Annotated in this window: 25 protein-coding genes and 1 pseudogene; 11 read left to right on the top strand and 15 right to left on the bottom strand. The window is 61.9% G+C overall.

From position 1 onward, the window contains the following. Positions 1–137: 137 nt before the first annotated feature. Positions 138–950, bottom strand: coding sequence for a class I SAM-dependent methyltransferase (locus SFY93_RS20680; protein ID WP_320444418.1), 813 nt, complete (start codon positions 948–950; stop codon positions 138–140). Between the two features lie 137 nt (positions 951–1,087). Here SFY93_RS20680 and SFY93_RS20675 point away from each other — a divergent pair. Further along, positions 1,088–1,174: pseudogene (locus tag SFY93_RS20675) on the top strand (IS5/IS1182 family transposase); the annotation flags it as partial. 17 nt (positions 1,175–1,191) lie between these two features. Here SFY93_RS20675 and SFY93_RS20670 read toward each other — a convergent pair. From SFY93_RS20670 to radA, 5 genes are all read right to left on the bottom strand, one after another. Next, on the bottom strand, positions 1,192–2,322 hold the full coding sequence (locus tag SFY93_RS20670; RefSeq protein ID WP_320444417.1) for an NHL repeat-containing protein: 1,131 nt from the start codon (positions 2,320–2,322) through the stop codon (positions 1,192–1,194). A gap of 200 nt (positions 2,323–2,522) precedes the next feature. After that, on the bottom strand, positions 2,523–3,263 hold the full coding sequence (locus tag SFY93_RS20665) for an SDR family NAD(P)-dependent oxidoreductase (RefSeq protein WP_320444416.1): 741 nt from the start codon (positions 3,261–3,263) through the stop codon (positions 2,523–2,525). Between the two features lie 163 nt (positions 3,264–3,426). Next, complete coding sequence (purF, locus tag SFY93_RS20660) at positions 3,427–4,926, bottom strand: amidophosphoribosyltransferase (RefSeq protein ID WP_320444415.1); 1,500 nt, start codon at positions 4,924–4,926, stop codon at positions 3,427–3,429. 44 nt (positions 4,927–4,970) lie between these two features. Further along, complete coding sequence (locus tag SFY93_RS20655) at positions 4,971–5,603, bottom strand: CvpA family protein (RefSeq protein ID WP_068731040.1); 633 nt, start codon at positions 5,601–5,603, stop codon at positions 4,971–4,973. A 238-nt stretch (positions 5,604–5,841) separates the two neighbouring features. Further along, positions 5,842–7,302, bottom strand: coding sequence for a DNA repair protein RadA (gene radA / locus SFY93_RS20650; RefSeq protein ID WP_175366157.1), 1,461 nt, complete (start codon positions 7,300–7,302; stop codon positions 5,842–5,844). A 129-nt stretch (positions 7,303–7,431) separates the two neighbouring features. Here radA and SFY93_RS20645 point away from each other — a divergent pair, with 129 nt between their 5' ends. The 3 genes from SFY93_RS20645 to SFY93_RS20635 all read left to right on the top strand — a co-directional run bounded on the left by SFY93_RS20645 (position 7,432) and on the right by SFY93_RS20635 (position 8,681). Further along, positions 7,432–7,578 carry a hypothetical protein gene (locus SFY93_RS20645; protein ID WP_320444414.1) on the top strand — a complete coding sequence of 49 codons (147 nt, stop codon included), beginning with the start codon at positions 7,432–7,434 and terminating at the stop codon, positions 7,576–7,578. 198 nt (positions 7,579–7,776) lie between these two features. Beyond that, on the top strand, positions 7,777–8,043 hold the full coding sequence (locus SFY93_RS20640) for a hypothetical protein (RefSeq protein ID WP_320444413.1): 267 nt from the start codon (positions 7,777–7,779) through the stop codon (positions 8,041–8,043). A 275-nt stretch (positions 8,044–8,318) separates the two neighbouring features. Then, positions 8,319–8,681 (top strand): hypothetical protein, encoded by a 363-nt coding sequence (locus SFY93_RS20635; protein ID WP_093759051.1) that lies wholly within the window; start codon positions 8,319–8,321, stop codon positions 8,679–8,681. 90 nt (positions 8,682–8,771) lie between these two features. Here the strand turns inward: SFY93_RS20635 and SFY93_RS20630 are convergent, their stop codons facing one another. Both SFY93_RS20630 and SFY93_RS20625 read right to left on the bottom strand, forming a co-directional pair. Continuing rightward, complete coding sequence (locus SFY93_RS20630) at positions 8,772–12,248, bottom strand: bifunctional diguanylate cyclase/phosphodiesterase (protein WP_320444412.1); 3,477 nt, start codon at positions 12,246–12,248, stop codon at positions 8,772–8,774. Between the two features lie 323 nt (positions 12,249–12,571). Then, positions 12,572–13,300 (bottom strand): sulfite exporter TauE/SafE family protein, encoded by a 729-nt coding sequence (locus SFY93_RS20625; protein ID WP_320444411.1) that lies wholly within the window; start codon positions 13,298–13,300, stop codon positions 12,572–12,574. Between the two features lie 77 nt (positions 13,301–13,377). Between SFY93_RS20625 and SFY93_RS20620 the strand changes: the two genes are divergently transcribed. Continuing rightward, positions 13,378–13,764 (top strand): tautomerase family protein, encoded by a 387-nt coding sequence (locus SFY93_RS20620; RefSeq protein ID WP_320444410.1) that lies wholly within the window; start codon positions 13,378–13,380, stop codon positions 13,762–13,764. Here the strand turns inward: SFY93_RS20620 and alr are convergent. Further along, complete coding sequence (alr, locus tag SFY93_RS20615; RefSeq protein ID WP_320444409.1) at positions 13,761–14,951, bottom strand: alanine racemase; 1,191 nt, start codon at positions 14,949–14,951, stop codon at positions 13,761–13,763. The two genes, SFY93_RS20620 and alr, sit on opposite strands and share 4 nt — an antisense overlap. A gap of 98 nt (positions 14,952–15,049) precedes the next feature. Further along, a complete protein-coding gene (locus tag SFY93_RS20610) occupies positions 15,050–16,549 on the bottom strand; it encodes a replicative DNA helicase (protein ID WP_068731048.1) in 1,500 nt (499 codons plus the stop codon). A 357-nt stretch (positions 16,550–16,906) separates the two neighbouring features. Between SFY93_RS20610 and SFY93_RS20605 the strand changes: the two genes are divergently transcribed. After that, positions 16,907–17,137 carry a hypothetical protein gene (locus SFY93_RS20605; protein WP_320444408.1) on the top strand — a complete coding sequence of 77 codons (231 nt, stop codon included), beginning with the start codon at positions 16,907–16,909 and terminating at the stop codon, positions 17,135–17,137. Between the two features lie 6 nt (positions 17,138–17,143). Here the strand turns inward: SFY93_RS20605 and SFY93_RS20600 are convergent, their stop codons facing one another. After that, positions 17,144–18,394, bottom strand: coding sequence for a cyclopropane fatty acid synthase (locus SFY93_RS20600; RefSeq protein WP_320444407.1), 1,251 nt, complete (start codon positions 18,392–18,394; stop codon positions 17,144–17,146). A gap of 382 nt (positions 18,395–18,776) precedes the next feature. Here SFY93_RS20600 and SFY93_RS20595 point away from each other — a divergent pair, with 382 nt between their 5' ends. Further along, entirely contained in the window at positions 18,777–19,793 is a 1,017-nt protein-coding gene (locus SFY93_RS20595; protein WP_320444406.1) for a hypothetical protein, read from the top strand. Between the two features lie 93 nt (positions 19,794–19,886). Here SFY93_RS20595 and rplI read toward each other — a convergent pair whose 3' ends face one another. From rplI to rpsF, 4 genes are all read right to left on the bottom strand, one after another. Continuing rightward, on the bottom strand, positions 19,887–20,471 hold the full coding sequence (gene rplI, locus SFY93_RS20590) for a 50S ribosomal protein L9 (protein ID WP_089263933.1): 585 nt from the start codon (positions 20,469–20,471) through the stop codon (positions 19,887–19,889). 45 nt (positions 20,472–20,516) lie between these two features. After that, positions 20,517–21,485: a hypothetical protein gene (locus SFY93_RS20585; RefSeq protein WP_320444405.1), complete on the bottom strand. Its 969-nt coding sequence runs from the start codon at positions 21,483–21,485 to the stop codon at positions 20,517–20,519. A gap of 124 nt (positions 21,486–21,609) precedes the next feature. Next, positions 21,610–21,849 carry a 30S ribosomal protein S18 gene (gene rpsR, locus SFY93_RS20580; protein WP_002711478.1) on the bottom strand — a complete coding sequence of 80 codons (240 nt, stop codon included), beginning with the start codon at positions 21,847–21,849 and terminating at the stop codon, positions 21,610–21,612. Positions 21,850–21,854: 5 nt separating this feature from the next. Next, entirely contained in the window at positions 21,855–22,328 is a 474-nt protein-coding gene (gene rpsF, locus SFY93_RS20575; protein ID WP_068731054.1) for a 30S ribosomal protein S6, read from the bottom strand. Between the two features lie 369 nt (positions 22,329–22,697). Between rpsF and fabD the strand changes: the two genes are divergently transcribed. From fabD to fabF, 4 genes are all read left to right on the top strand, one after another. Continuing rightward, positions 22,698–23,657, top strand: coding sequence for an ACP S-malonyltransferase (fabD, locus tag SFY93_RS20570; RefSeq protein WP_320444404.1), 960 nt, complete (start codon positions 22,698–22,700; stop codon positions 23,655–23,657). 21 nt (positions 23,658–23,678) lie between these two features. Next, positions 23,679–24,416, top strand: coding sequence for a 3-oxoacyl-[acyl-carrier-protein] reductase (fabG, locus tag SFY93_RS20565; RefSeq protein WP_089263936.1), 738 nt, complete (start codon positions 23,679–23,681; stop codon positions 24,414–24,416). A 297-nt stretch (positions 24,417–24,713) separates the two neighbouring features. Beyond that, complete coding sequence (locus tag SFY93_RS20560) at positions 24,714–24,953, top strand: acyl carrier protein (RefSeq protein ID WP_006020277.1); 240 nt, start codon at positions 24,714–24,716, stop codon at positions 24,951–24,953. Positions 24,954–25,077: 124 nt separating this feature from the next. Continuing rightward, complete coding sequence (gene fabF / locus SFY93_RS20555) at positions 25,078–26,343, top strand: beta-ketoacyl-ACP synthase II (protein ID WP_089263937.1); 1,266 nt, start codon at positions 25,078–25,080, stop codon at positions 26,341–26,343. Positions 26,344–26,450 lie beyond the last annotated feature (107 nt).

The raw sequence follows: 26,450 nt of genomic DNA, 5'->3' as shown, positions 1-26,450 counted from the left end.
AGGATATTCCTGATTGTCCGGCAGAGATAGACGGTACCACTGTCCAGCTCAAGTTATTGATGAGGACGTGATATAGAACGGTTCGAAATTCACGGAAGCCCGGCCATGCGAAGTGCCGGCACGGGATATTCCGACACTCAGGCCGCAGCCACGATCACGTGTGCCTGAATTTTAGCAGCAACCTCGCCGTTGCCATGCCTGCGCGCAATTTCAGATGCGGCGTAGTCAGTTGCAGCTTCCAGTTTTCCCGCGTCTCTGGCTTCGATTTCGGTGCGAAGAACAGTTCCCTGACAATAAGCAACAGCCGGAAGACGCGGCGAAGATGCACGACTTTGTTCGGCTCTCGTCTCGATCCTCACGTGGGAGAAACCTGCGTCCTCCAGCTCGCGACGGATCAGTGCCGTATCGTGGTAGCCGTGCGGCGTGCGCGCCAGAAAGCGCGGTGGATCGTCCGGAAAAATATTCGCGAGAGCATTCGTCACATCGTCAGCAAATACATTGTCCTCGATGCGATCCCATACATTGAATAAAAGATGCCCTCCGGGCTTCAGAACTCGCTTCGCTTCGCGGTAGGCAGATGGGCGATTAGGAAAGAACATCGCACCGAACTGACAACACACGAGATCGAAGGCCGCATTTTCAAACGGGAGCGCCAGAGCATCCGCTTGTCGCCATGTGATGCGATTGTCCGGTGCTTGTCGCGACGCGGCGTAGTCGAGCATCGGCTGGTTGAGGTCGGTGACAATATAGCTTGCGCGTGGGGATAATTTTGGCGTCAACGCGCGGGTGACAACCCCGGTGCCCGCGGCAATTTCCAGAACGGCGCCTGGCGAGAAAGACGCAGCGCGTTGTGCGAGATCTGCGGCGTAGGGCTCGAAAATCAACGGCACCATATAGCGGTCGTAGTTTTCCGGAATCGAGCCAGCGAACAACTTGTCGGTTTCCAGCATTGCTATCACCCGTCGTCCGTTTGATGGCGCGCGAGACTAGCATGGATTGTCGGCGTCGTCCCGAAGGGCGAGAGCCGAGCCAGGGCCATTGCGTCTGGCCGAATGTCAGTGATTCAAATTCTCCAACTGGGAGCTCGAACGATGCGGCTGTCCAGATGATGGACAGCTCCATTGTCCGTGTGCATCAGGATGGGGCGTGTATCATCAGGACCAGAAACGGTCGGTCTGATTGTCGCGATGACTACTTCAGCGCATCCGAGACCAGCCTGAATTTCTGGATGCGCTTTCCGGTGTCGACTTCGGCCGTGTAGACATTGCCCTTGGCATCGACAGCCATGGCGTGAATCCAGTGGAACTGGCCGGCCTGGCGACCGTTGCGGCCGAAGGTGCCGACGACCTTGCCATCGTCGCGATTGATGACGCGGATCTCGTTGTTCTCGCCATCCGCCGTCAGCAGCCAGGTCTGTTTCGGGTCGGGCCACACCGCGAGATCCCACACCGCGCCGTTGCCGAGCGTGGCCTTCTCGTAGAACCACTCCTTCACGAAGGTGCCGTCCTTCTTGAACACCTGCACGCGGTTGTTGATGCGGTCGCAGACATAGACGAGGCCGTCATTGGCGAGCTTCACGCAATGCACGGGATTGCCGAATTGTTGTGCCACCGGCGCGTTCGGATCATAGGCCGCCTGCTTGTCGTCATTGGGCTTGTTGCCATAGGCGCCCCAGTGCCGCTTGTAGGCACCGGTGGTCGCATCGAACACGATGACGCGGCGATTGCCGTAGCCGTCGGCGACATAGATCTCGTTGGCATCTTTGTCGATCGCGGTCTCGGCGGGCTTGCCGAGCTGCGTGGTGTCGTTGCTGCCCTTGCTCGGTGCGATCTTGCCGATCTGCATGACGAACTTGCCATCGGTCGTGAATTTCAGGATTGCATTGTCGTTGTCGAGATTGCCGCCGACCCAGACGAAGCCTTTCTCGTCGACCTCGATGCCATGTTCGCGGCCGACCCATTCATAGCCCTCGCCGGGACCGCCCCATGAGCGCAAGAGATTGCCGTCCGCATCGAACTCCAGCACCGGCGGCGCGGAGACGCAGCATTTCGAGCGCGGCGGATTGAGTGCCGCGCCTTTCTCGTCGTCGGTCAGCGAGCGCGGGCGATGGATCACCCAGACATGGCCATCCTTGTCGGTGGTGATGCCGCCGACCTGGCCGAGGATCCAGTTGTTCGGCAGCGGCTTCGGCCAGGACGCATCGACTTCGAAGCGGGGGATATCGGCAGCGCGGGATGGCGGGGCGAGGGAGAGCGCGGCGAAAGCGAGAGCTGCTGTTGCAAGTGCACGCAGTGACCGCGCGCGATGAGTTGGCGACGCCATGACGACCTCCCTGATTGTCGGTGCGGGTTGTCCCGCTTGGGAGGGAGTGAAGGCTTGAGATTGGGAAGAGTCAATCCTGTGCACTCTCGGTCGTCATGCCCGGACTTGTTCCGGGACATCCACTCCTTGGCCGCAACGTTAGACGTGGATGGCCGGGACAAGCCCGGCCATGACGGAGTGAGGGTCGTTCTACGAAATCGTCACGACGGCGCGTGGAAGCCCATCACCTTGCCGGTCTTGTAGTCATAGAATTTCCCGGTCTCGGTCCAGGACGGCAGGCAGAGCGGCACGATGGTCTCGGCAACTTGTGCCGGCGTGTCGAGCGTTTCGGGATCTTCGCCGGGCATCACGATGGCGCGCATATGCGTGCGCACGGGACCGGGATTGAACAGGTTGACGCGGATATTCGTGGTCGCGGTTTCATTGGCCCAGACGCGGACCAGCGTTTCCAGCGCAGCCTTGGAGACGGCATAGGGGCCGCGATAGGCAGAGGCCTTGCTGGCGGTGCCGGATGTGAGGAACACCGCGCGCCCGGCATCGGACTGCTGCAGCAGCGGCTCCATGCAACGGATGAGCTGGAAGTTCGCGGTGAGGTTCGCGGCCATGGTGTCGTTCCAGGCCTTCAGCTCGATATGGCCGAGCGGCGACGAGGGGCCTGCGACGCCGGCATTGCCGACCAGAATATCGAGCTTGCCGTGACGCTCATGCAGAGCGGCGCCGAGGCGCGACAGGCCGTCGAGATCGGTGATGTTCAGCGGCACCAGTGTGGCGCTGCCGCCCTCGGCGCGGATCGCGTCGTCGAGTTCTTCAAGGCCACCCTGGGTGCGCGCCACGGCGACGATGTGCGCGCCGGCCTTGGCCAGCGCCAGCGCAGTGGCATAGCCGATGCCGCGCGAGGCGCCGGTGACGAGGGCGATACGGGAGGCGAGGGGGTTGGTCATGGCGCGGCTCATAAATCTCAGGCGTCATCCCCGCGAAGGCGGGGATCCATACACGGGAGGGTTATGATGCGGAAAGGTGGTTGTGTCTAATCCAGAGCCAAACAAATTAGATCGTGGCTATGGATCCCCGCCTTCGCGGGGATGACACCCGATAAGACTGCGCTCAGCTCGCTTCGGCCAGCAGCGAGAGCTGCCGCGGGGCGTCGATCTCGCTCATGTCGGTGAGTGGGGTCGGATAGTCGCCGGTGAAGCAGTGGTCGGCGAATTTCGGATGGGCGGGATCGCGGCCGGGTTCACCCATGGCGCGGTAGATGCCGTCGACCGAAACGAAAGCCAGCGAGTCCGCGCCGATCAGGTCGCGCATTTCTTCCAGCGTGTGCGTGGCGGCCAACAGGCCGGCGCGGTCCGGCGTGTCGATGCCGTAATAGTCGGGATGGGTGATCGGCGGCGAGGCGATGCGGAAGTGGACTTCCCTGGCGCCGGCGTCACGCATCATCTTGACGATCTTCTTCGACGTGGTGCCGCGCACCAGACTGTCGTCGATCAGCACGATGCGCTTGCCTTCGATGGCGGCGCGGTTGGCCGAATGTTTCATGCGCACGCCGAGTTCGCGCACGCTCTGGGTCGGCTGGATGAAGGTGCGGCCGACATAGTGATTGCGGATGATGCCGAGTTCGAACGGCACGCCCGACGCGCGGGAGTAGCCGATCGCGGCAGGCACGCCGGAGTCCGGCACCGGCACGATGACGTCGGCTTCTACATGGGTCTCGCGGGCGAGCTGTTCGCCCATGGCCTTGCGGGTGTCGTAGACCGAGCGTCCGCCGACGATCGAGTCCGGACGTGCGAAGTAAATATATTCGAAGATGCAGGGGCGCGGCGCTTGCGGCGCGAACGGCTTGTGGCTCTGCACGCCGCTCTCGTCGAACACGATGACTTCGCCGGGCTCGATGTCGCGCACATACTTGGCGCCGATGATGTCGAGCGCGCAGGTCTCCGAGGCGAGGATCGGACAGCCATCGAGGTCACCCAGCACCAGCGGACGGATGCCGAGTGGATCGCGGGCGCCGACCAGTTTCTTGTTGGTCAGGGACACCAGCGCATAGGCGCCTTCGATGGTGCGCAGGGCTTCGATGTAACGGTCGATGAAGCGGTTGCGTTTGGAATGCGCGACGAGGTGCAGAATCACCTCGGTGTCGGTGGTCGACTGCATCATCGCGCCGTTCTTCACGAGCTCGCGGCGCAGGGTCAGACCGTTGGTGAGGTTGCCGTTATGGGCCACTGCAAACCCGCCGGCATTGAGTTCGGCGAATAGCGGCTGGACGTTGCGGAGAATAGTTTCGCCCGTGGTGGAGTAGCGGGTGTGGCCGACGGCGGCGGTGCCGGGCAGGCGCTCGATCACTTCGCGGCGGGAGAAGGTGTCGCCGACGAGGCCGAGACGGCGTTCGGAATGGAAGCGCTTGCCGTCGAAAGCGACGATGCCGGCAGCTTCCTGTCCGCGATGCTGGAGGGCGTGGAGGCCGAGCGCGGTGATCGCCGCAGCGTCGGGATGCCCGTAGATACCGAATACACCGCATTTTTCGCGGAGCATGTCGCCATCTAAGTCAGAATTCGCAAGATCAGGATTACGCATGGTGGTGCTCGCGTCGTCGGAAGGGCTCTGCATCGGATCCATCGCGCCTTTCAGGTGTCGCGAGAAACTAAGAACGCCTAGCGTCCCGCCGGTTTGCCATCGATCAGCTTTTTCAGGCTGTCGCGGGCAGGTTTGGAATAGCCATCCGCGGCGCCGGGCGCTGCGGGCTCGGCGTCGGTCGTATCCTCATCGGGTTTGTTTTTCTTGAACCTCTTCAAGATGGTGTTTTCAGGGTCATCCGGCAAGAGTGCCATCAGCCAATCGCCGGTTCCTTGCAGAACGACGCGCGATTTTGCACCCGTGACCCAGTCCGGACGCTGCTTGTCCGGTACCAGCCAGGAGAAGAACAGGAAGGCGACGACCACGATCAGGAGGCCGCGGGCGAGGCCGAACAGGAAGCCCAGCGTGCGGTCCAGCGCGCCGATGCGCGAATCCAGGATCATGTCGGAGATCCGGACGGTGATGATCGAGACCACGATCAGCGTGCCGATGAACACGCCGGCCACCACGACGATGCTGGCGACGGTATCGTTGTTGAAATAAGTTTTAGCGGTCGGGAGCAGCTTCTGGAAAGCAAACAGGGTGACCAGCGCCGCCGCGCCCCAGGCCGCGATCGACAGGATCTCGCGCATGAAACCGCGGACCATGGCCAGGAGGCCGGAGATCAGCATGACGCCGAGCAGGACAAGGTCGAGAATCGTGATCGGCATCGGCTGGTCAGGTCCGCTCGTGAATCAGAAACCGCGAATCGGCACAGGCTGCCGCTTCAGGTGACGGTGATATGGCACGTCTCGCAAGGCCGGAAAACCGCTATCGGCCGCAAGAGCACACCTGATCACACCATTGTTCCGCTTTCGGCAGAGTGCCTTAACGGAGCGTGTTGCACATCTGCGCAGTCTGTCGCGCGCGCATTCTATAGCGGCCGCGGCAGCGCAGGTCACGTCGCTGTCAGCCGTCCTGGCGCTTGAATCGCGCCGGTACGGTATTTTTCTCGGCATCTGTGCTTTTGCTGTTGTCGCGCGTGGGTTTGACGCCACGCGCGGCGATATCGGCGACCAGCGAGGTCAGGCCGCCGATGGTATTGAGGGACAGTCCGGCATCGCCGCCGGGATCGCCGCGCGCCGATTCCGGCAGCACTGCGCGGCCGAAGCCGAGTTTTGCAGCCTCTTTCAGCCGTGCCGAGGTCTGCGCCACCGGGCGCACCGCGCCGGACAGCGAGATTTCGCCGAAATAGACCGCGTCGGTGGGCAGCGGCGCATTGCATAGCGACGACACCAGCGCTGCGGCCGCGGCCATGTCGGCGGCCGGCTCGTTGATCCGCAATCCGCCGGCGACGTTGAAATAGACGTCGTAGCCCGACAGCTTGACCCCGCAATGGGCCTCCAGCACGGCCAGCACCATAGAAAGCCGGGAGGAATCCCAACCCACCACGGCGCGGCGCGGCGTGCCGAGCGTGGTCGGCGCAACCAGAGCCTGCAGTTCCACCAGCACCGGGCGGGTGCCCTCCATGCCGGCGAAGACGGCGGTGCCCGGCGAGCCGAGATCGCGGTCGGACAGGAACAGCTCTGAGGGGTTGGAGACCTCGCGCAGGCCAAGCCCCGTCATCTCGAACACGCCGATCTCGTCGGTCGGGCCGAAGCGGTTCTTCACCGCGCGCAGGATACGGAACTGCTGCGAGCCTTCGCCTTCGAAGGACATCACGGCATCGACCATATGCTCGACCACACGGGGCCCGGCGATCTGGCCGTCCTTGGTGACATGGCCGACCAGGATGATGGTGGCGCCGGATTTCTTGGCGAAGCGAATGAGCGCCTGCGCCGAGGCGCGGACCTGGGTGACGGTGCCGGGCGCGGATTCCACCGTGTCGGTCCACATGGTCTGGATCGAGTCGATCACGATCAGCCGCGGCACCGTGCCTTCCGACAGCGTAGCGACAATATCCTCGACCGAGGTTTCGGAGGCGAGCTGCACCGAGGCGTCCGCGAGGCCCAAACGCGACGCGCGCAGCCGCACTTGCGCCACGGCCTCTTCGCCGGAGATGTAGACGACGCGGTGGCCGGCCCGCGCCATCAGGCTGGTGGCCTGCGTCAGCAAGGTCGATTTACCGATGCCGGGATCGCCGCCGATCAAGAGCACCGAGCCGCGCACGAAACCGCCGCCGGTGACGCGGTCGAGTTCGCCCATGCCCGAAGGAATACGCGGCGCGTCGTTGCTCTGGCCGGTCAGGCTTTCGAGATTGAAGGTTCGCCCCTTGCGTTTGGAGCGCGCGCTGACCGGAATCGTGGTGACGCCGGTGGTGTCCTCCTCGGCTAGCGAATTCCACTCGCCGCAGGCGTCGCACTTGCCCTGCCACTTGTTATAGGCGGCACCGCAGTTCTGGCAGACGAAGGAGAGGAGGTTCTTGGCCATTGGCGGAAGGAATCGCGGCTGTGGGTGTTTTTGGTTTGTTCTCTTGGTCTACGCGGTTGAACGGGGCATTTGCAAGTTTCTTCTCGAAGGGGTCGCCAGCCTCGCCGGGTGGGACGCATCGACCGGCACATGGGCAAGGTCTATTCGGTTGCCAAAATTCCGATGCGCGAGAACTGGTCGGCAATGTTGGCCTGGATCGCCTTTGCCGCAGCGATGCCGGAGGTGCAGCCTCTGCAATGGTCCTTCTTCAGCTTGGCGATTGCTTACGCTCGGTAGACGCGCCGCGAGCAGAATCCAGATGCAAGCAGTGGTGAGCAATCGAGGCTGCTCGACCTACCAGCTGAGCCGCAGTCCAGCGCTTCGCGAGTCCAATTTGTTCCGCGCAGGAGCTCGCGTGGGAACTGCCATGCGACGAATCCTTCATTAACCTCCGCCCGATAGCCTCACCGCAGTGACGTCAGCGTGAGGTGTGCCGTGCGTATTTTGATGATCGTGCTGGGTGCAGCGACGCTGGCGACGCCGGTACTTGCCTCTGACTACCGTGATGTGCGCTATCGCGCCGGCACCGCGCGCTATCCCATCACGATGGATACCGGCATTCGCGCGCCGCCGCCGCTTTACTATGTGGAAGCGCCGCCGCGTTATGTGCGGGATCTGAGAACGGGCGAACCGGGCCAATGGGTGGTTCGCCAACCGAGTGTGTTCGACCAACTCTTCGGGCTGCCCCGCGACGGTTATTAAGATAGTCCGCAGAGACCGGTTGATCTCACGCTGCGCTGGGCTGTGAATCCGAACGCAGCGCAATGTGTCTGCCTTGGCATCCTGATAGTTGCCGTCATCAATTCTTAAGCACGTTCATCAAGGTAAATATCAGGACCGCGTTGACCGGTGGTGGTGCTTGGCTAAGTGTCGCGCATCAGAGCGATACGAACTCATTTCAAACAAGCTCGCCACGGGGTCTCATCATGACAAAATTGATTGCTGCTGCGATGTTCGCCACTGTCGCCGGAATGGCGATGCCCGGTGTTGCCTCGGCCGGCTGCTATAATTGCTACGCGCCACCGCCGCCGTGCCAGACCTGCTATCAGCAGCAGGTGGTGCCGCCGCAGTATCGTACGGTCGAAGAGACGGTCATGGTTGCTCCCGGTCGCACCGTCGCGCGCCGCACGCCGGCGCAGTACGAGACGGTGATGGTGCCGAAGACCGTGATGGTTGCGCCTGCGCGCGTCGATTACGAGCGCATCCCGGCACAATATGCCACCCAGCAGCGCGTCCAGATGGTCGCTCCGGCGCAGGTTTATTACGCACCGGTGCAGCAGGGCTGCTCGACCTGCAATCGCGGCTTCAGCTTCGGCTCAAGCTACGGATACGGCTACTAAGCCGCGGATAGCTCAGATTTTCAGGACTGCAATCGGCCGCCTCAGGGCGGCCGATTTGCGTTTGGGGGAGGCCGCCGGTGGCGGCGGCGGTCATCTCCCTGCCGTGATGACCCCTGCGCGCACCTTGCCGTCGGCGGCGCTGTTTCCAAATGAAGCTGCCGCATTGCGGCCGAATTCGGCGAGCGGGACGGGCCGACCGAACAGAAAGCCCTGGACGAGGTCTACGCCTGCAGCCCGCAGATATTCAAATTGCTCTTCGGTCTCGACGCCCTCGGCCGTCGTTGCGATGCCAAGACCATGGGCCAGCGCAAGCACCGAGGATACCACCGCTGCGCAATCGCGGCGGTTGGGAGCGCCTTGCGCGAAAGACTTGTCGATCTTGATCCGATCGAACGGGAAATTGGTCAGATAACTTGCCGTCGAATAACCAATGCCAAAATCATCGAGCGCCATGGAGATGCCGAGATTCTTGAGCTGCCGTATCGTCCCCAGATGCGCCGTCGCGTTCTCAAGAAGAGCCGTCTCCGTAATTTCCAACTCAAGCCGTTCAGGCGCAAGACCCGTCTCCATCAGAGTATCCAGCATGACGTCGAGCAGTTTTCCCTTGCTGACCTGAACCGCAGAGATGTTGACCGTGATCTTGAGGTGAGCCGGCCACGACGCTGCATCCATGCAAGCTTGGCGCAGAATCCACTCGCCGAGAGGAAGGATCAGCCCCGTCGCTTCGGCGAGCGGAATAAATTGATCGGGAGCGATGAGTCCTTTCGACGGATGTCGCCAGCGGACCAGGGCTTCAGCACCACAGATCTGCCGCGTCCTGGCGTCAACCAGCGGCTGATAGTGCACCTCGAATTCATGTCGCGCGATCGCGTCCCGCAGTTCGTTTGCCAACACTTTCTGCGAGTGGGCAGCTTCGATCATTTCGGACTGGAACAGGCGGAAATCGTTTCGACCGCCCGTCTTGGCGTCGTAGAGCGCAAGATCCGCTTTTCTCAACAGGTCCTCAGGATCGACGCCCTGTTCCGGAGCAAGGGCAATTCCAATGCTGATCCCGATGCTGGCCTGTTGGCCGTTGAGATCAAATGGCTGAGCAATAGTATCGATGATCCTGAGTGCAAGCACGATTGCACCCTCCTGCGGATTGGGTCCGCTGTCCTGGATGATCGCAAACTCGTCGCCCCCAAGGCGGGCCAGTACATCGGTTTCGCGAGTCGATGATTTCAGCCGTTGAGCGAACTCGACGAGCAAACGATCCCCAGCGAGATGTCCCAGCGTGTCGTTGACGGTCTTGAATTTATCGAGGTCGAGCATGACCACGGCAAAGCCACCGCCATGGCGGGCAAGACGCTTGCTTGCCTCCTCAAGTTTCTCGGTAAACAGTGTCCGGTTGGCAAGTCCCGTGAGCGCATCGTGACGCGCCAGGTGAACGATCTCGGCCTCTGCGCGCCGCCGTTCGGTGACGTCTTCGTGCGTTGCAACCCAACCGCCGTCCTTCATTGGCTGTCGGGTGATGAGTATCAATCGCCCATCTGCAAATTCATCGACTCTCGCCGAACTTGAATCCGTCGAATGCTGGCCTAATTCAGCTATCTTTTTCCTGATGGCTGGTTCACTCGTCTCGCCCTTGAGAAGGCCACGAGAAACGCGATCGGCGATGATGGTTTCATGAGGCGTCCCGACTTTCAACAAAGCCGCAGGCAACTGGTATAATTCCGCATAACGATCGTTCCAGACAACGAGCCGTTTCGCCCCGTCGAACATGCAGAGACCCTGCGACATGTTGCTCAGCGCAATGTCGAAGCGTTCGTTCGTCTGCTCCAGCTCCGCGGCTTTCGCGGCCAGCAATTGCTCCCTGTGCTTTTGCGCCGTGACATCTTCATGAGTCGCGAGCCACCCCTCGTTCGGCATCAGATGGCGCGTCATCGAAATGAGGCGCCCGTCGACAAGCTCCTGGACCTCTTTCTCCAGTTTCAGTTTCGCGTCGACAAGGACATCCGCAGCCATTTCGCAATTTGTTCTCTTCGCCCGGCGATATTCAATGATTTGCCGCAGTGTAGTCCCTGGCTTCACCTGTTCCTCGCTGAGGTGATAGATTTCCGCATAGCGCGCATTTGAAAGAATGATCCTCTGCTCACCATCAAACAGCGAAAGACCCTGCGACATGTTGTTCATCGCGGCGTCGAAGCGCATGTTGATCCGCTCGAGTTCAGCAGCTTTATCAGTCAACAAGCGCTGTGCGCGTTTCTGCTCGGTGATGTCTTCATGGGTTGCGACCCATCCGCCATCCGCAATCGATCTGCGTTGAATTAAAATCACGCGACCGTCGGCAGTCATAAAAATCTGTTTTTGCTTCGTCGGAATCTCCTGAACATCCCCCTCGATGGACAAATCGTGCTTTCCGCGATCTTTGAGGGCCTGCAGCATGAGAGATAAAGGTGTTCCGGGCCTGACGAGTTCTTCCGGGAAACCGTACATCTCGCGGAAGCGGCCATTCGAAACCACCAGATTCTTGTTCGCGTCAAACAGGCAGAGCCCTAGCGACATGTTGCTCAAGGCAGCATCGAACTGCATGTTCGTTCGTTCCAGAATCCTAGTTTTCACGGCAAGACTATTCGTCTGACGTAAAATCCTAAACGTGCCGAACAAGATGACGGCAACGATCATGGCGACGAGCGGGCCCACCATGTAAAGGTGCTGGCGCCACGGTCCCAGCACCTCGCTGCGGGCGTATGTGACGACCAAGACCAGCGGCAGTCCGGTCACCGCCTTGTATCCCACAATGCGGGCGAGGCCGTCGAGAATGCCGATCGTCTCGTAGGAGCCCGCTTCCGATTGTGGCAGATATTCGGAGACGAGCGGGCTATCCGCGAAAGATTTTCCGATGGCTCCTTTTATCGCGGGCTCTCGCGCAAGAACGCGCCCCGTGCCCGCGCGATGCAGCAACAGCACTGATCCGCCCTTGCCGACATCGATCGCGCGATAGACCTGCGTGAAATGGGTCGGGTCGAGCGGCGTAGTTACAATCCCTGCGAAGCTGCCGTCGGCATTGCTTAACCGGCGCGACGCCGCCGTAAACCATTTGTCGGTGACGGCCGAGGGATAGGGGGGCGAGATAAACAGCCCGCCATCGGCCTGATCGCGTTGCGTGGTGAAGTGCAACATGTCGGAGATATTGCTTCGCGGCGGCGTGCGCTCATAGGAATGCGCCAGAACGTTACCGGCGGCATCTGTCCAGCCGACGGCAACGACGATCGATGAGGCTTTCTTGAGAAGACGCAAGGCGGTATTCGCGGCTTCGGGCGTCGCATACTTTCCCGAAAGACTATCTTCGCGAATTCTCTCGGCTTCGAGCAGTGTTCGATCGATCCCCTCAAAGGTCAGCGCCGTGTGTTCGGCGAGAATCTCGGCAATGTTCAGTGCCGCCTTTTTTGCCTCAGAGAGCGCTGCATGATGGCGCGCCTGGAGATCCACCAGAAACACAACGATGATCGACGCCGCAAAGAAGACGCCGAGCACCACCAATGAAAACCCTGGCAGCCGGGTCAGCCTCCTATAAAACGCGCGCATGAAGCGTCCAGTAGTCGTTACAAATGAAACAAATGAAATTCCGGATTTCAGCGTGGATGACGAACCTTAATAATAGGTTGGAAATATTGGCTTTACTGTGCGCGGCGAGGCAAAGGATTATGTTGCATTGCGCACGTTGGATATGCGGATTTGCGAGATACTAATACCTGTTGCTGGTTGATCGCATCTATGAAAATCAGTCGCATGTACTTGTAAGTAATAGATACAACTTTAAACAGCGCCAGTTTTCAACGGCCTGTTGTCCGGCTTGATTCCGCAATTCGCAGGGTAGACATACTTACCTCGATTTAAGAGTACACGCCCTAGATCAGCGCCATGCCCGATAGCACCATGCTTGCGCCCGCCAGAAGCATGATCCCGTCCATGATCAGGCGGAACGTCTCGACGCTCAGTTTCAGTACGTAGCGCTTGGCGATGAACGCGCCGGCCATCAGCGAGGCGCCGGCGATCAGGCCTTTCACAAACACGTCGGGATCGAGCGCGCCAAACCGCTGGAAGGTGACAGACTTGCTGAGATACAGGCCGAGCGAACTCGCGGCTTCGGTGGCGAGGAAGGCGCCCTTGGCGAGGCCGTAAAACAGAAACAGCGGCACGCTGAGTGGACCGCTGGAGACGACGATGCCGGTGACATAGCCGATGATCGCGCCGCCAAGCGCGAGTTGCCACAGGCTGATAGTGAAGGAGCGCCGCGCCAGCCTGTGGCGCAGCGGCACCATGGCAATGAAGAACAGTCCGATGGTGAGATCGACCACATGCGACGGCAGCACCAGCAGCGTGCGTGCGCCCAGGGCTGCAGCTGGAATGCCGGTGAGCGAATAGGCGGCGGTGGCGCGCCAGTCGACCTCGCGCCACCAGGCGAGGATGCGCGACAGGTTGGCCATCACGGCGGCTACCGCCATGATCGGCACGGCTTCCTTCGGCCCGAATTGCCAGACCAGCACCGGCATCAGCATGATCGACGAGCCGGTGCCGACGATCCCGGAAATGGTGCCGGCGATAAGGCCGACCGTGCAGACGAAGATGAAGTTCACGACGCGACTCTCCAAGCGCGAGACGTTACAAGAGCGCTCCAGTCGTGTAGGTGCAACCGATCCGATGGGAGACGGCGATGCCAGTCACAAGAATAGTCACCGGAGAATGGGCGCGGGGCCGCGAGATCGAGGTCATCGAGGCCGTGCAGTCGGCGGTGCTGGCGGCGCTCAAAATTCCCGACTGGGACCGCGACGTGACGGTGGACACCTATAGCGAAACGCAGCGCATCGTGCCGACTGGGCGCTCGCAGCGTTTTGCGCGGGTCGAGATCACGATGTTTGCCGGTCGCTCCATCGAGGCCAAGCGAAGCCTCTATAAGACGATCGTGCAGAACCTTGCGGCGCTCGGCGTTCCGGAATTCGAGATCAAGATCGTCCTGAACGAACAGCCTTTGGAGAACTGGGGCGTGCGCGGTGGCCTGCCGGCCTCCGAGATCGAACTCAGCTTCAAGGTCGACGTCTAGGACGCGGCGGCGGGCTCTGCGGCGGCGGTGCCGTCGCCGCCCTTGTAGATCCGCAGGTAGCGTCGGCCGAGGCTGGTCAGCACCTCATAGGCGATGGTGCCGTAGTGATGCGCGAGTTCGTCGACAGTGATGCCGTCGCCGATCAGCGTTGCCAGATGGCCGCGGCGGGCGGCGTTATGGGGCAGGTCGGTGATATCCACCGCGAGCAGATCCATGGAGATGCGGCCGGCGATCTGGCAGCGCTGGCCGGCGATGATGACTTCGGCGCCGCGGGTACCATCGCTGCTGCCGGCAGCGCGGAAGTAACCATCGGCATAGCCGGCGGCGATGATCGCGAGTCTGGTCGGACGCCGCGCCACCCAGGTGGCACCGTAGCCAACGCTGTCGCCGCGCTCGACGCTGCGGGTCTGCAGGATGCGCACCTTGAGATCGACCACGGGTGCCATCGGGTTGTCGGCTTCCGGCGTCGGATTGACGCCGTAGAGCGCAGCACCCGGACGCATCAGGTCGAACTGATAGGCCGCGCCGAGATAGATGCCCGACGAATTCGCGAGGGATGCAGGCACGCCGGAGAACAGCGAGGAAGCCTCGCGGAAATTGGAATATTGCCGGGCGTTCATCGGATTGTGCAGTTGTTCGGCGCAAGCGAGGTGGCTCATCACCAGCGTGAAGCCGTGATGGCCCGAGCCGAGGCGCGGGATCAGACCCTGGACGTCAACCAGGCCGAGGCCGAGCCGGTTCATGCCGGTGTCGATATGCACCGCCGCGCCACCCTTCCAGCCGGTACGGCGGCAGAACATGTCCCATTCGGCTAGTTCGTTGAGATCGCCGATCACCGGCTGCACATTGATGGCGGCCAGCGCATCGCCGGAATTCGGCGGAAAACCGTTCAGTAGATAGATCGCCGCGTCAGGCGCAGCGGCGCGCGCGGCGCGGGCCTCATCGAAGGTGGCGACGAAGAAGGTCTTGCAGCCGGCTTTTGCTAGCGCGGCTACGACTGGTTTGATGCCGCAGCCATAGGCGTCAGCCTTCACCGCCGCGCCGCATTCGGCAGGCACGCCGTGTTTTTCGAGCTTGCGCCAATTGGCGACGATGGCGTCGAGATCGATGGTCAGGATGCCGCTGGCGTCTGCGGGCAACTCCGTTTCAGTGGGAGCTGTCGGTTTCGGGTCGGAGACGCTGGTCATCGAAATATCCTGGCACAGGGATCGTGTGATGGGATCACACGATCGAATTCTGCGCCGCACAATATGCGCGCGTCAGAGACGGTTCAACCGCACGCGCGTCACTCCTGCGGGGCGCGGAACTGGGCGCCACCGGCGAGATCGCTGAAGCGGGTGAACTGGCCTTCGAACTGCAGGTCGACGGTGCCAGTGGGGCCGTGACGCTGCTTGGCGATGATGACTTCGGCCTTGCCGTGCGCAAGATCCATCTCGAGCTGCCATTTCTCGTGTTCGGGAGTGCCGAGTCGCGGCTCCTTGGCCTGCAGATAGTATTCCTCGCGATACACGAAGACCACCACGTCGGCGTCCTGCTCGATCGATCCGGATTCACGCAAGTCGGACAGCTGCGGATGCTTGTCTTCACGATTTTCGACCTGACGCGAGAGCTGCGACAGCGCCACTACCGGGCAGTTCAATTCCTTCGCCAGCGCCTTGAGGCTGGTGGTGATCTCGGTGACTTCCTGCACGCGGTTGTCGGAGCGCTTGCCTGAGCCCTGCAACAGCTGGATGTAGTCCACCATGATGACGTCGAGGCCCTTTTGCCGCTTCAGGCGGCGGGCGCGGGCGGTAAGCTGCGAGATCGACAGGCCACCGGTTTCGTCGACGTAAAGCGGCAGGTTCTGCAGCTTGATGGTGTAGTCGCGGATCTTGTCGAATTCGGCTTGGGTGATGCCGCCGCGGCGGATCGCGCTGGAGGAAATCTCGGTCTGCTCTGCGAGAATACGCGTGGCGAGCTGTTCGGCCGACATTTCGCACGAGAAGAAGCCGACGACGCCGCCATTGATGGTCTTCATGCTGCCGTCGGGCTGCACTTCGGACTGATAGGCGGCGGCGATGTTGTAGGCGATGTTGGTGGCCAGCGAGGTCTTGCCCATGCCGGGACGTCCGGCGAGCACGATCAAGTCGGAGCGCTGCAAGCCGCCCATGCGGGCGTCGAGGTCGCGCAACCCGCTGGAGATGCCCGACAGCTTGCCGTCGCGCTGATAGGCGTTGGCGGCCATGTCCAGCGCGGTGGTCATCGCCTGGGAGAAGCGCTGGAAGCCGCCGTCATAGCGGCCGGCTTCGGCCAGCTCATAGAGCCGGCGCTCGGCATCCTCGATCTGGGCGCGGGGAGCGAAGTCTACCGGCGCGTCATAGGCGACGTTGACCATGTCCTCGCCGACATTGATCAGCTGGCGGCGGATCGCCAGTTCGTAGATCGTGCGGCCGTAATCCTGCGCATTGATGATGGTGGTGGCTTCGGCGGCGAGGCGGGCGAGATATTGGCCCACGGTCATGCCGCCAAGATCCGTGTCGGTCGGCAGGAAGGTCTTCAGCGTCACGGGTGTGGCGATCTTGCCGGCGCGCACGATGGCAGCGGCCGTTTCGAAGATCGTCTGGTGGATCGGCTCGAAGAAATGCTCGGCCTTGAGGAAGTCCGAGACCCGGTAGAAGGCGTCGTTATTGACCAGGATCGCGCCCAGCACGCCCTGTTCCGCCTCGATATTGTGCGGCGCCGACCGATAGGCCGGGGTGCCCGCCTCGGGGGTGAGCTTGAGAACGTTCGAATCGAATGCGGCCATGGTCTCTATTGGGTCTTCCGAATTGGGCGGATGAACGGCGTCGTCACGCGGGCGTCGGCGACTAAGCGCCTGACCGTCTCCGAGTGGAAGGACGAAGCGGCCTTATGCACGATTCACACATCAAGGCGGGGGAATTCCGGCCGGTGGCGCGCATTGCGCTTGACGCTTCCACCGCAGCAAGGGGAGGTGTCTGAATCATTGCTTAAGGAACCCGGAAAAATTGCGCCCCGCGCCTGAACCGGATGGCGATCTCTCGCACTTATAAGAGAGCCAGCCGCTGGCAGGCACGGCAGTACCGGAACCCCACGGGGAGCCGGGCGTTGGCTTCAAAACGAATAAGAGGCGAAGGATACATCCATGAGCCAGCGTCACCAGCATCCCGATGCCGGAACTCAGGCTGCCGGAACCGACGGTTCTGCGTGGTTGTCCACGTTGATCGACACGTTCGAGCGCACCACGCAGCTTGAAAATGTCCCATGCGATACGAAAGCGCTCTCCGCCGCCAAAGCGCGCCTCCAGCGCCCCGCCATTTTGCGGCCGCGGCCTGTCTTGCGCCGCCGGCAGACGACGCTCCTATTCCAGCACTAAACCAGCCTATTCGCCGGCAATCTGCAGACGCGGTTGCTGGGTCCGTTCCCTGGCTCGAAGCCGATCTTCCTCCCGCCCGATATAATCGCGCGTGAGCGGCACAACGTCCTGACGTTTGGTGAGCTGGATCTGGAAGTTCATCACGTTCTGCATGCGAAACGACATTTCCGACGCCGCCAAATAGAACTCCCACATCCGCGCAAAGCGCTCGTCATAGAGCCGCACGGCTTCCTCGCGTCGTGCCATAAAGCGCTCGCGCCATGCCTTGAGCGTCTCGGCATAATGCAGTCGCAGGATTTCGATGTCCGAGACCAGTAACCCGGCCCGTTCGATCGCCGGGAGAACTTCCGACAAAGCGGGGATATAGCCGCCGGGGAAAATGTACTTGGCGACCCATGGATTGGTGATACCGGGTCCCTCAGGGCGGCCGATGGAGTGCAGCACCATGACGCCGTCCTCTGTCAGGAGTTCAGCGCATCGCTTGAAGTAGGTGTCGTAATGGTCGACGCCGACATGTTCAAACATGCCGACGGAGACGATGCGGTGGAATGGACCGGGGATGTCGCGATAGTCCTCGAGCAGGAATTTTGCGCGGTCTTTGAGGTTTTTCTCGCCGGCCCGGGCATTGGCGACCTGCAGCTGTTCGGTGGACAGCGTAACGCCGGTGACATTGGCGCCGGTCATCTCTGCCAAATAGAGCCCAAGCCCGCCCCAGCCGGAGCCGATGTCGAGTACGCGTTGGCCTTTTTCGATGAGCATCTTGGCCGCGAGGTGGCGCTTCTTGGCGAGCTGGGCGTCGTCCAGGGTCGCGTCCGGTCCTTCGAAATAGGCGCAGCTATATTGCTTGTCGGCATCCAGAAACAATGAATAGAGGCGGCCGTCCAGATCGTAGTGATGGGCAACGTTGTTGCGGGAGCGCTTGCGGGGATTGAACTGCTGGGCGTGGCGAAGGACGTAGCGGAGCCACCATTGCAGCTTGGCCCAGCGGGGCGCCATGTCAGGCTGGTTCAGGGCGATGGCGAGCAGGTCGGCAATGGTGCCACGCTCCATAACGAGGAGCCCGTCCATGAATATCTCGCCGAGTGCCAGTTCGGGATCGAGAAGTAGTCGGCGTTGGGCGGCTTTGGTGACGAAGCGGGCAGAAACGGGAGGCCCGGAGCCATCACCGAAGGTGAATTGTTGGCCGGAGGCCGTAGTGAAGGTTATTGCCCCTCGGCGAATGTACTGACTCAGGAAGAATCGCAACAGACGGTCCATCGAAATCGCCCCAATGATCCGATCACGCGCAAACTGAAGCAACAGCGTAACTTCCCGCCGTGCACGAGATCAACTGTCTCCCTAGCTCTTGAGTAGAAGATAGTAGCGGTGCACCGCCTGTGCCAATGCGCACGCTGCAATGCCGCTATCCCGATTGTTCCGATCACATCGTTGCGATATGTCGATGCTTCCATTCACGTCACAATCGGATACAAGGTGATCCGCGTGATTAAGCTAGCCACATCAGGAGATTGAAATGTTGAGCCGAGCGCTCAGTTTAGCGACGGTGATGCTCCTGATTAGCTTCGCGGCAGTCCCGGCACAGGCCCAAAACCTCGAAGCCGGAAAGTCACCCTCCCAGATTTTCGCGGGCGGCTGTGCCGTGTGCCATAAAAGTCCGCGCGGGCTGCTGAAGACGGTGGCACCCGGTCAGTTGCCGGCCTTCCTGCGCCAGCACTACACCACAAGTACAGATATGGCGGCGTCGATGGCCGCTTATGTCGTGTCCAACGGGGCGGCCGACCGCCGTCCTGCCGGGGATAACCTGACGCGTCAGGGCCGTGAACTCACGACCGAGCAGAAGCCGGCCCCGGCCGATGCCAGGCCCGGTGCTGCGCCGCCGTCCGAGGCTCCGCCGCCGGGACGCCGGCTACGTCCGCAGGAGGCCGCCAAGCCCGATGCCGATGTTGCACCAGCTCAGGCCGAGCCCGGCACGCGCCAGGGCCGCAATGCCCGGCGACAGGCGCGCCCGGCGACAGACAATCCCGAAGCGAAGCCCGATGCGGCCAAGCCCGTAGACGCACAGTCGCCGGCTGCCGCCGAAGCAGAGCGTCCCGCGCAGAAGCAAAAGCTCGGCAAGAAGGGGCGCCGTCATCAGGAAGAGCCGCCGAAGGCCGAACCTGTGAAGGACGAGCCCAAGGTCGAACCCAAGACTGAGCCGAAGGCTGAACCCAAGTCTGAGCCACGGCCTGAGCCGGCCAAGACCGAGCCTGCGAAGCCCGCTGAAGAGAGCAAGCCTGAGGCGAAGCCCGAAGCCAAGCCTGAGACGCCGGCACTTCGTCCAGATCCCGTTCCGTCGGTCACGCCGGCTCCGAAGGCGCCTGAAGGGGAAAGCCGTCCGGCGCCTGCCGAGCCGGCGCCTCCTGCGCCGGCAGCCTCTGCGTCTCCGCCCGCAGCAACGCCGGCCCCGGCACCTGTGGCTCCAACGCCTCCGCCAGCCGCAGCTCCGCCGCCAGCGGTCGCGCCTCCCGCAACTCCGCCAGTGCCCGCGCCGACTCCTGTGGCTCCAGCTGCGCCTTCGCCGGCACCGGCCGCGCCGCCACCACCGCCTCCGGCGTCGGCTGCACCACCGGCGCCTCCGGCCTCGTCAGGCTCGCCGGTACCGCCGATCTCGCAGTAATAGATCGGCCGTCGTTTGAGTGACGATACAAAAAAAGCCCGGCCAATCTGGCCGGGCTTTTCTCGTTTGAGCAGAAACTCCGAGGTGCGTGGCTTAGCCGTTGTCTTCTTCGGCATTGCCCTGTGCGTCCGGATCGAAGAACTCGCCGGCGGCGGCGAGTGCTTCGGCGGCTGCGTCCTGATCTTCCTGACGGCTCGAAATGTCTTCGCCGCGGTTGATGCGCTCGGCTTCGTCGGCCGAACGGGCAACGGTGACGCTGACGCTGACTTCGACTTCCGGATGCACGGCGATCGAGATCTTGTGCTGGCCGATGGTCTTGATCGGCGCGTCGAGCAGCACCTGGCTGCGGGCGAAGGTGACGCCGTCAGCCTCGAAGGTGGCGATGATGTCGCGCACCGACACCGAACCGAACAGCTGACCGGTTTCCGACGCCTGACGGATGATGACGACGTTGCGGCCGTCGATCTTCTCGGCAACCGTGGTGGCTTCCGCCTTGGCCTTGATGTTGTTGGCTTCGAGGTCAGCCTTCATGCCGTCGTACTTGGCGCGGTTGTCGGCGGTGGCGCGCAGCGCTTTGCCACGCTTCAGCAGAAAGTTGCGGCCGTAGCCGTCCTTGACGCGGACGACTTCGCCCATCTGGCCGAGCTTGGCGACGCGTTCGAGCAAAATGACTTCCATGATCGTTCTCCTTATAAGTGTTGAGCAGGTGTTGAGTTGAGTTGGTCAGGCCACCGTCGAAGAAGGTGGCTTGCGTGCGAGAAAACGTTGGCGAAATCCGAAGAAGGCATCGGCGAGGCCGAGGCCAACCATGGTGAGGATGGGCCAGCCGAGGACGAGCACCATGGCGTAGGTCAGACCGAGCACCATCACGCGGCTTTTCATGCCCATGGTTAGCGTATGCAGCGCGGCGAAGCCGGTGAGGGCATAGGCCATCATCAGCGCCGAGGTGACGATCTGTGAAAAGATGCCGATCAGTCCGCCCATGAAGGACAGCGCGACGGCCAGACACAGCGCGACCATCGTCATCGGCGGCAGTGCTGCGGATTTCAGCTCAGGCCACGGCCTATTCAGCCGGCCCGATGTCACGATGATGCGGCCGGCGAGCCAGAGATTGAGCGTCAGCGTCATGATCGCGACGATGGCGGCGGCAGCCGGAGCGATCGTCACCAGCGCATTGATGACCTGTTCGGAGTCGCCAGCGCCGCCGCGCGATCCCAGGATGCGGGTCAGAGCGCGGCGCAGCGCCGAGACGATAGTGTCGCCATCGGTGCCGAGCGTCAGCAGCGCGCCCATGGTTGTGAATGCGGCGAAACCCGCTGTCCACAGCAGCATACGACCGACCGGATACCATTCGACCACGGGCGGTGTCGTGGCTGCGCCATTCACGCCCGGCACTTCTGCAGTCACTGGACGGCCGAGCAATGCGAGATGGCCGAGCCACCAGGCGGGCAGGGCCACGGTGAAGACGAAGGCGGCGAGATAGGGCATGCCGAACAGCAGGCCGAGCGAGGTGCCGGCTGCGATGCCGCCGATGGCAGCAGTCACCGGACCCCAGCCGAGAGCGGCCACCATCAAGGGCAGCGGCGCGAGATAGAACAGCAAAAGGGAAATCAACGCGCCCGAAATGATCGAGGCGAACATCAGCGCTGAGGCAGCGCCGGCGGCAAACGCGATGAGAAGGCTTGCGATCATCAGCTGTCCCGCCCCCTTTGAGCGGTTAGAGGCACTTGCCCCAACCATCGGCGACCGGACGACCCGGAAGCCTTATGAGAAATAAAAGCGACCGGCGGCACGAGGCCGCCGGTCGAAAACCGCCTTAGCGGATAACGTAGGGCAGCAGACCGAGGAAACGCGAGCGCTTGATGGCGCGGGCGAGTTCACGCTGCTTCTTGGCGGAGACGGCCGTGATGCGGCTCGGCACGATCTTGCCGCGCTCAGAGACGTAACGCATCAGTAGCTTGGAATCCTTGTAGTCGATCTTCGGCGCGTTCGGACCTGTGAACGGGCAGGTCTTGCGACGGCGGAAAAACGGACGACGTGCACCAGCTTCAGCCATTATTCTTACTCCTCAACCGATGCTGCTTCGTCGTCGCGCGGACGACGCGGACCACGATCACCACGGAAGCCACCGCCTTCACGGTCGCCACGGAAACCGCCGCCTTCGCGGTCGCCACGGAAGCCACCGCCACGGTCGTCGCGTTCACGATCACGATCAGCCTTACGCATCATGGCGCTCGGGCCTTCCTCGTGCTCTTCGACGCGGACGGTCAGATAACGGATGACGTCTTCGCTGATACGCTCCTGGCGCTCAATCTCGGTGACCGCCGCGGACGGGGCATCGAGGTTCATCAGCACGAAGTGCGCCTTGCGATTCTTGTTCATGCGATAGGTCAGGGAGCGCACGCCCCAGTTTTCCATCTTCACGACCTTGCCGCCGAGACCTTCGACGATGCCGGTCATCTGGGTGGTGAGGTCTTCGACCTGCTGTGCGCTCGCATCCTGACGTGCGAGAAATACATGCTCATAAAGAGGCATGGCTGTCCTTTCCAAGGTTAGCGCGTTTCCCGGCGGCAAGCCCTTCGAACCCTTATGGAAAGGACTCGATATTGCTCAGAAGGCGGGAGCACGGGACGACGGACCAACTGGCCCTATCGCAACAAACCTGTGTGTGATTTTGCTGTGACCGTCCGTTCAGCTCCCGGCCGGGATCTGCGGATCGGGGCCTTATACGGATTTTCCCAGTAATGGCAAGCGAAACAGGGGCCAAATGAGCGGATTCCGGGAGTGGGCGGGAACCCGGATCGTGGTGCATCCTGGGCGCTGCGGCTTGACATTCCCCGTCGTGCCAGTGTCTTACGGCGCACGTTTGAACGAGTTTAAGCCAAAAAACATGACGGGGCGTCAATGACCGCAGCATTTACCTTTCCGGGGCAGGGTTCCCAGGCGGTCGGCATGGGCAAGGCGCTCGCGGATGCATTTCCCGCCGCCAAGGCCGTGTTCGACGAAGTCGATTCGGCCCTCAGTGAGAAGCTAACCGGCATTATCTGGGATGGCCCGGCCGAGACGCTGCAATTGACCGAAAACGCCCAGCCCGCGCTGATGGCAGTGTCGCTGGCGACCATGCGGGTGCTTGAGGCCGAGGCCAGCATCTCGCTGGCCAGGGACGCTGCTTTCGTGGCCGGCCACTCGCTCGGCGAATATTCGGCGCTGGCGGCGGCTGGAAGTCTGTCCGTCACGGATGCAGCGCGCCTGCTGCGGACTCGCGGTCTGGCCATGCAGAAAGCCGTGCCGGTGGGCGTCGGCGCCATGGCGGCGTTGCTCGGCCTCGATTACGAGACCGCCGTGGCCGTGGCTGAAGAAGCTGCACAAGGGGAAGTGTGTCACGCCGCCAACGACAATGGTGGCGGTCAGGTCGTGGTGTCCGGCAACAAGGCTGCGGTCGAACGCGCACTGGAGATAGCCAAGACCAAGGGCGCCAAGCGTGCGATGTTGCTGCCGGTGTCGGCGCCGTTCCATTGCAGCCTGATGCAGCCCGCCGCCGACGTGATGGCGGAGGCGCTGGCCAAGGTCACGATCAACAAGCCGGTGGTGCCGCTGGTGTCCAACGTGCTGGCCGCGCCGATCTCGGATCCTGATGAAATCCGCCGCCGCCTGGTCGAGCAGGTCACCGGCACTGTGCGCTGGCGCGAATGCGTGTCCTATATGGCAGGCCAGGGCGTGACGCGCTTCCTTGAGGTCGGCTCCGGCAAGGTGCTGAGCGGGCTCGTCAAACGCATTGCCGAAGGCGCCGTCGGCGTCGCCGTCGGTGGACCCAATGACATTGCCGCCGCCAAGGATGCGCTCGCAGCAGCGCGTTCGGCGTAAGCGGCCAGAGGAGAAGACAAGATGTTCGATTTGACAGGCAAGACGGCGCTCGTGACCGGCGCGACTGGTGGCATCGGCGAAGCCATCGCCACGGCTTTGCATGCGCAGGGCGCGACGGTGGCACTGTCCGGAACGCGCAAGGCGGTTCTCGAAACGCTGGCTGCGAAGCTCGGCGATCGCACGCATGTGCTGCCGTGCAATCTTTCCAACGCCGCTGAGGTCGAAGAGTTGGTGCCGTCAGCCGAGAAAGCCATGGGCCAGCTCGACATCCTCGTCAGCAATGCCGGGATCACCCGCGATAATCTGTTCGTCCAGTTGAAGGACGAAGACTGGGATGACGTGATCAACGTCAATCTGACCGCGACCTTCCGCCTCGCACGCGCCGCAACCAAGCTGATGATGCGCAAGCGCTTCGGCCGCATCATCGCCATCACTTCGGTGGTCGGCGTCACTGGAAATCCCGGGCAGGGGAATTACACCGCAGCGAAAGCCGGCCTGATCGGCATGATGAAAACGCTGGGGGCGGAATACGCCAAGCGCAACGTGACGGCCAATTGCATTGCACCCGGTTTCATCGCAACGCCGATGACCGATGTGCTCAATGACAAGCAGCGCGAAACGATTCTGACCAAGGTGCCGGCAGGGCGTCTCGGCTCGCCGGAAGATATTGCGGCAGCAGCGGTCTATCTGAGCTCAAATGAGGCGGCCTACGTCACCGGACAGACGATTCATGTCAATGGCGGCATGGCGATGATCTAAGCGTCGGGGGAACCCCAACGTCGTGATTTAATTGAGGTTTGGACAGTCACCGGGCTATGTGGCCAAGCCAAATGAAGTATGGTAACCGAACCTCCAACGGTGGGGCAAAGAAGGCCATTGCAGGAATTTGAAACCCTGTATATTGGCGGGGACGAGCCTGCCGTTTTCGCGAGGCTCCGTCCGGGACGACGGGGTCAATCCAGAGACGCGCAACTGCGCAAGGTTTAACGAGTTAAACGCTCCACGATGGCTCGTATCGTCTGCGGACGGGCCCAATGTAACAAGCACGAGGTTGATATGAGCGAGATTGGCGAGCGAGTGAAGAAGATCGTGGTTGAACACCTTGGTGTTGAACCCGAGAAGGTGGTCGATGCCGCGAGCTTCATCGATGATCTCGGCGCTGACAGCCTCGACACGGTCGAGCTCGTGATGGCGTTCGAAGAAGAGTTCGGCTGCGAAATTCCGGACGATGCCGCCGAGACGATTCTGACCGTCGGCGACGCAACCAAGTTTCTCGAGAAGAACGCAAAGAGCTGACACCTTCGCGCGACACATTTTGAAGCCGGCCGGATCGCGTTTGTGCGATCCACCGGCTTCTTGCTGTGACGCGTAGGCATTGCTCAAAGGCATTGGCTCAAGGATGGGCCATGGAGGTACGACAATGAGGCGGGTGGTCGTCACAGGCCTTGGCATGGTGTCGCCACTTGGCTGCGGCGTCGAGCCGACCTGGAAGCGCATCCTCAACGGTGAGAGCGGCGCAAAGCGGATCGATACATTCGATGTATCCGATCTCACCAGCCAGATCGCCTGTGTGATTCCACGCGGCGACGGCACGGGCGGTACCTTCAATCCCGACCAGTGGATGGAGCCGAAAGACCAGCGCAAGGTCGATGACTTCATCATCTATGCGATGTGCGCCGCCAAGCAGGCGCTCGACGATGCCAACTGGCACCCCGACAATGAAGACGATCGCTGCGCCACCGGCGTGATGATCGGCTCCGGCATCGGCGGTCTGTCCGGCATTGCCGATACCGCATTGCTTCTGAAAGAGCGCGGCCCGCGCAAAGTGTCGCCGTTCTTCATTCCCGGCCGCCTGATCAATCTCGCTTCGGGATATGTCTCGATCGAGCACGGCCTTAAAGGCCCCAATCACTCCGTCGTCACCGCATGTTCGACCGGCGCACATGCGATCGGCGATGCCGGCCGTCTGATCGCGCTCGGCGACGCCGATGTCATGGTCGCCGGCGGTACCGAGTCGCCAATCAGCCGTTTGGCGATGGCCGGCTTCGCGGCAGCACGCGCGCTGTCGACCAATTTCAACGAAGCGCCGGAAAAAGCGTCGCGGCCTTACGACAAGGATCGCGATGGTTTCGTCATGGGCGAGGGTGCCGGCGTCGTGGTGCTCGAAGAGTACGAGCACGCCAAAGCGCGCGGCGCACGCATCTATGCCGAGATCATCGGCTACGGTATGTCGGGCGATGCCTATCACATCACCTCACCGACGCCCGATGGCGATGGTGCGTTCCGCAGCATGAACGCTGCGATGAAGCGCGCCGGCATTGCCGCGGCCGACATCGACTACATCAATGCGCACGGCACCTCGACGCCACTCGGCGACGAGATCGAACTCGGCGCGGTTCAGCGCCTGCTCGGCAATGCCGCGTCAAAAGTGTCGATGTCATCGACGAAGTCGTCGATCGGTCACCTGCTCGGTGCGGCTGGTGCGGTCGAGGCCATCTTCTGTGTGCTTGCGATTCGGGATAACATCGCGCCGCCGACGATCAATCTCGACAATCCGTCGGTGGAAACTGCGATCGATCTCGTCGCATTGACCCCGCGCAAGCGCGAGATCAACATTGCCTTGTCGAATTCATTCGGTTTCGGCGGTACTAATGCGTCCGTGATCCTACAGCGCGTGGCTGGTTAGAGAACCTCCACCGTTTCGCCGTATTCCGCGCTAATTCCTACACTGGGCGTATGTTATTGACGGGGATCGTGTTTGTCCACGTCACGATTGAACCGACAGGATCAGGT

This window comes from Tardiphaga sp. 42S5, assembly GCF_034044155.1.
GTDB classification, from domain to species: Bacteria; Pseudomonadota; Alphaproteobacteria; order Rhizobiales; family Xanthobacteraceae; genus Tardiphaga; species Tardiphaga robiniae.
Note: the sequence above shows the minus strand (reverse complement) of the source record. Positions and strands in the feature narration are given on the sequence as shown.

Bases quoted from the DNA above. Each gene is read 5' to 3' on its own strand.
- SFY93_RS20680 (WP_320444418.1), bottom strand. From the start codon at position 950: ATGCTGGAAACCGACAAGTTGTTCGCTGGCTCGATTCCGGAAAACTAC.
- SFY93_RS20670 (WP_320444417.1), bottom strand. From the start codon at position 2,322: ATGGCGTCGCCAACTCATCGCGCGCGGTCACTGCGTGCACTTGCAACA.
- SFY93_RS20665 (WP_320444416.1), bottom strand. From the start codon at position 3,263: ATGACCAACCCCCTCGCCTCCCGTATCGCCCTCGTCACCGGCGCCTCG.
- purF (WP_320444415.1), bottom strand. From the start codon at position 4,926: ATGCAGAGCCCTTCCGACGACGCGAGCACCACCATGCGTAATCCTGAT.
- SFY93_RS20655 (WP_068731040.1), bottom strand. From the start codon at position 5,603: ATGCCGATCACGATTCTCGACCTTGTCCTGCTCGGCGTCATGCTGATC.
- radA (WP_175366157.1), bottom strand. From the start codon at position 7,302: ATGGCCAAGAACCTCCTCTCCTTCGTCTGCCAGAACTGCGGTGCCGCC.
- SFY93_RS20645 (WP_320444414.1), top strand. From the start codon at position 7,432: ATGGGCAAGGTCTATTCGGTTGCCAAAATTCCGATGCGCGAGAACTGG.
- SFY93_RS20635 (WP_093759051.1), top strand. From the start codon at position 8,319: ATGCCCGGTGTTGCCTCGGCCGGCTGCTATAATTGCTACGCGCCACCG.
- SFY93_RS20630 (WP_320444412.1), bottom strand. From the start codon at position 12,248: ATGCGCGCGTTTTATAGGAGGCTGACCCGGCTGCCAGGGTTTTCATTG.
- SFY93_RS20620 (WP_320444410.1), top strand. From the start codon at position 13,378: ATGCCAGTCACAAGAATAGTCACCGGAGAATGGGCGCGGGGCCGCGAG.
- alr (WP_320444409.1), bottom strand. From the start codon at position 14,951: ATGACCAGCGTCTCCGACCCGAAACCGACAGCTCCCACTGAAACGGAG.
- SFY93_RS20610 (WP_068731048.1), bottom strand. From the start codon at position 16,549: ATGGCCGCATTCGATTCGAACGTTCTCAAGCTCACCCCCGAGGCGGGC.
- SFY93_RS20605 (WP_320444408.1), top strand. From the start codon at position 16,907: ATGAGCCAGCGTCACCAGCATCCCGATGCCGGAACTCAGGCTGCCGGA.
- SFY93_RS20600 (WP_320444407.1), bottom strand. From the start codon at position 18,394: ATGGACCGTCTGTTGCGATTCTTCCTGAGTCAGTACATTCGCCGAGGG.
- rplI (WP_089263933.1), bottom strand. From the start codon at position 20,471: ATGGAAGTCATTTTGCTCGAACGCGTCGCCAAGCTCGGCCAGATGGGC.
- SFY93_RS20585 (WP_320444405.1), bottom strand. From the start codon at position 21,485: ATGATCGCAAGCCTTCTCATCGCGTTTGCCGCCGGCGCTGCCTCAGCG.
- rpsR (WP_002711478.1), bottom strand. From the start codon at position 21,849: ATGGCTGAAGCTGGTGCACGTCGTCCGTTTTTCCGCCGTCGCAAGACC.
- rpsF (WP_068731054.1), bottom strand. From the start codon at position 22,328: ATGCCTCTTTATGAGCATGTATTTCTCGCACGTCAGGATGCGAGCGCA.
- fabD (WP_320444404.1), top strand. From the start codon at position 22,698: ATGACCGCAGCATTTACCTTTCCGGGGCAGGGTTCCCAGGCGGTCGGC.
- fabG (WP_089263936.1), top strand. From the start codon at position 23,679: ATGTTCGATTTGACAGGCAAGACGGCGCTCGTGACCGGCGCGACTGGT.
- SFY93_RS20560 (WP_006020277.1), top strand. From the start codon at position 24,714: ATGAGCGAGATTGGCGAGCGAGTGAAGAAGATCGTGGTTGAACACCTT.
- fabF (WP_089263937.1), top strand. From the start codon at position 25,078: ATGAGGCGGGTGGTCGTCACAGGCCTTGGCATGGTGTCGCCACTTGGC.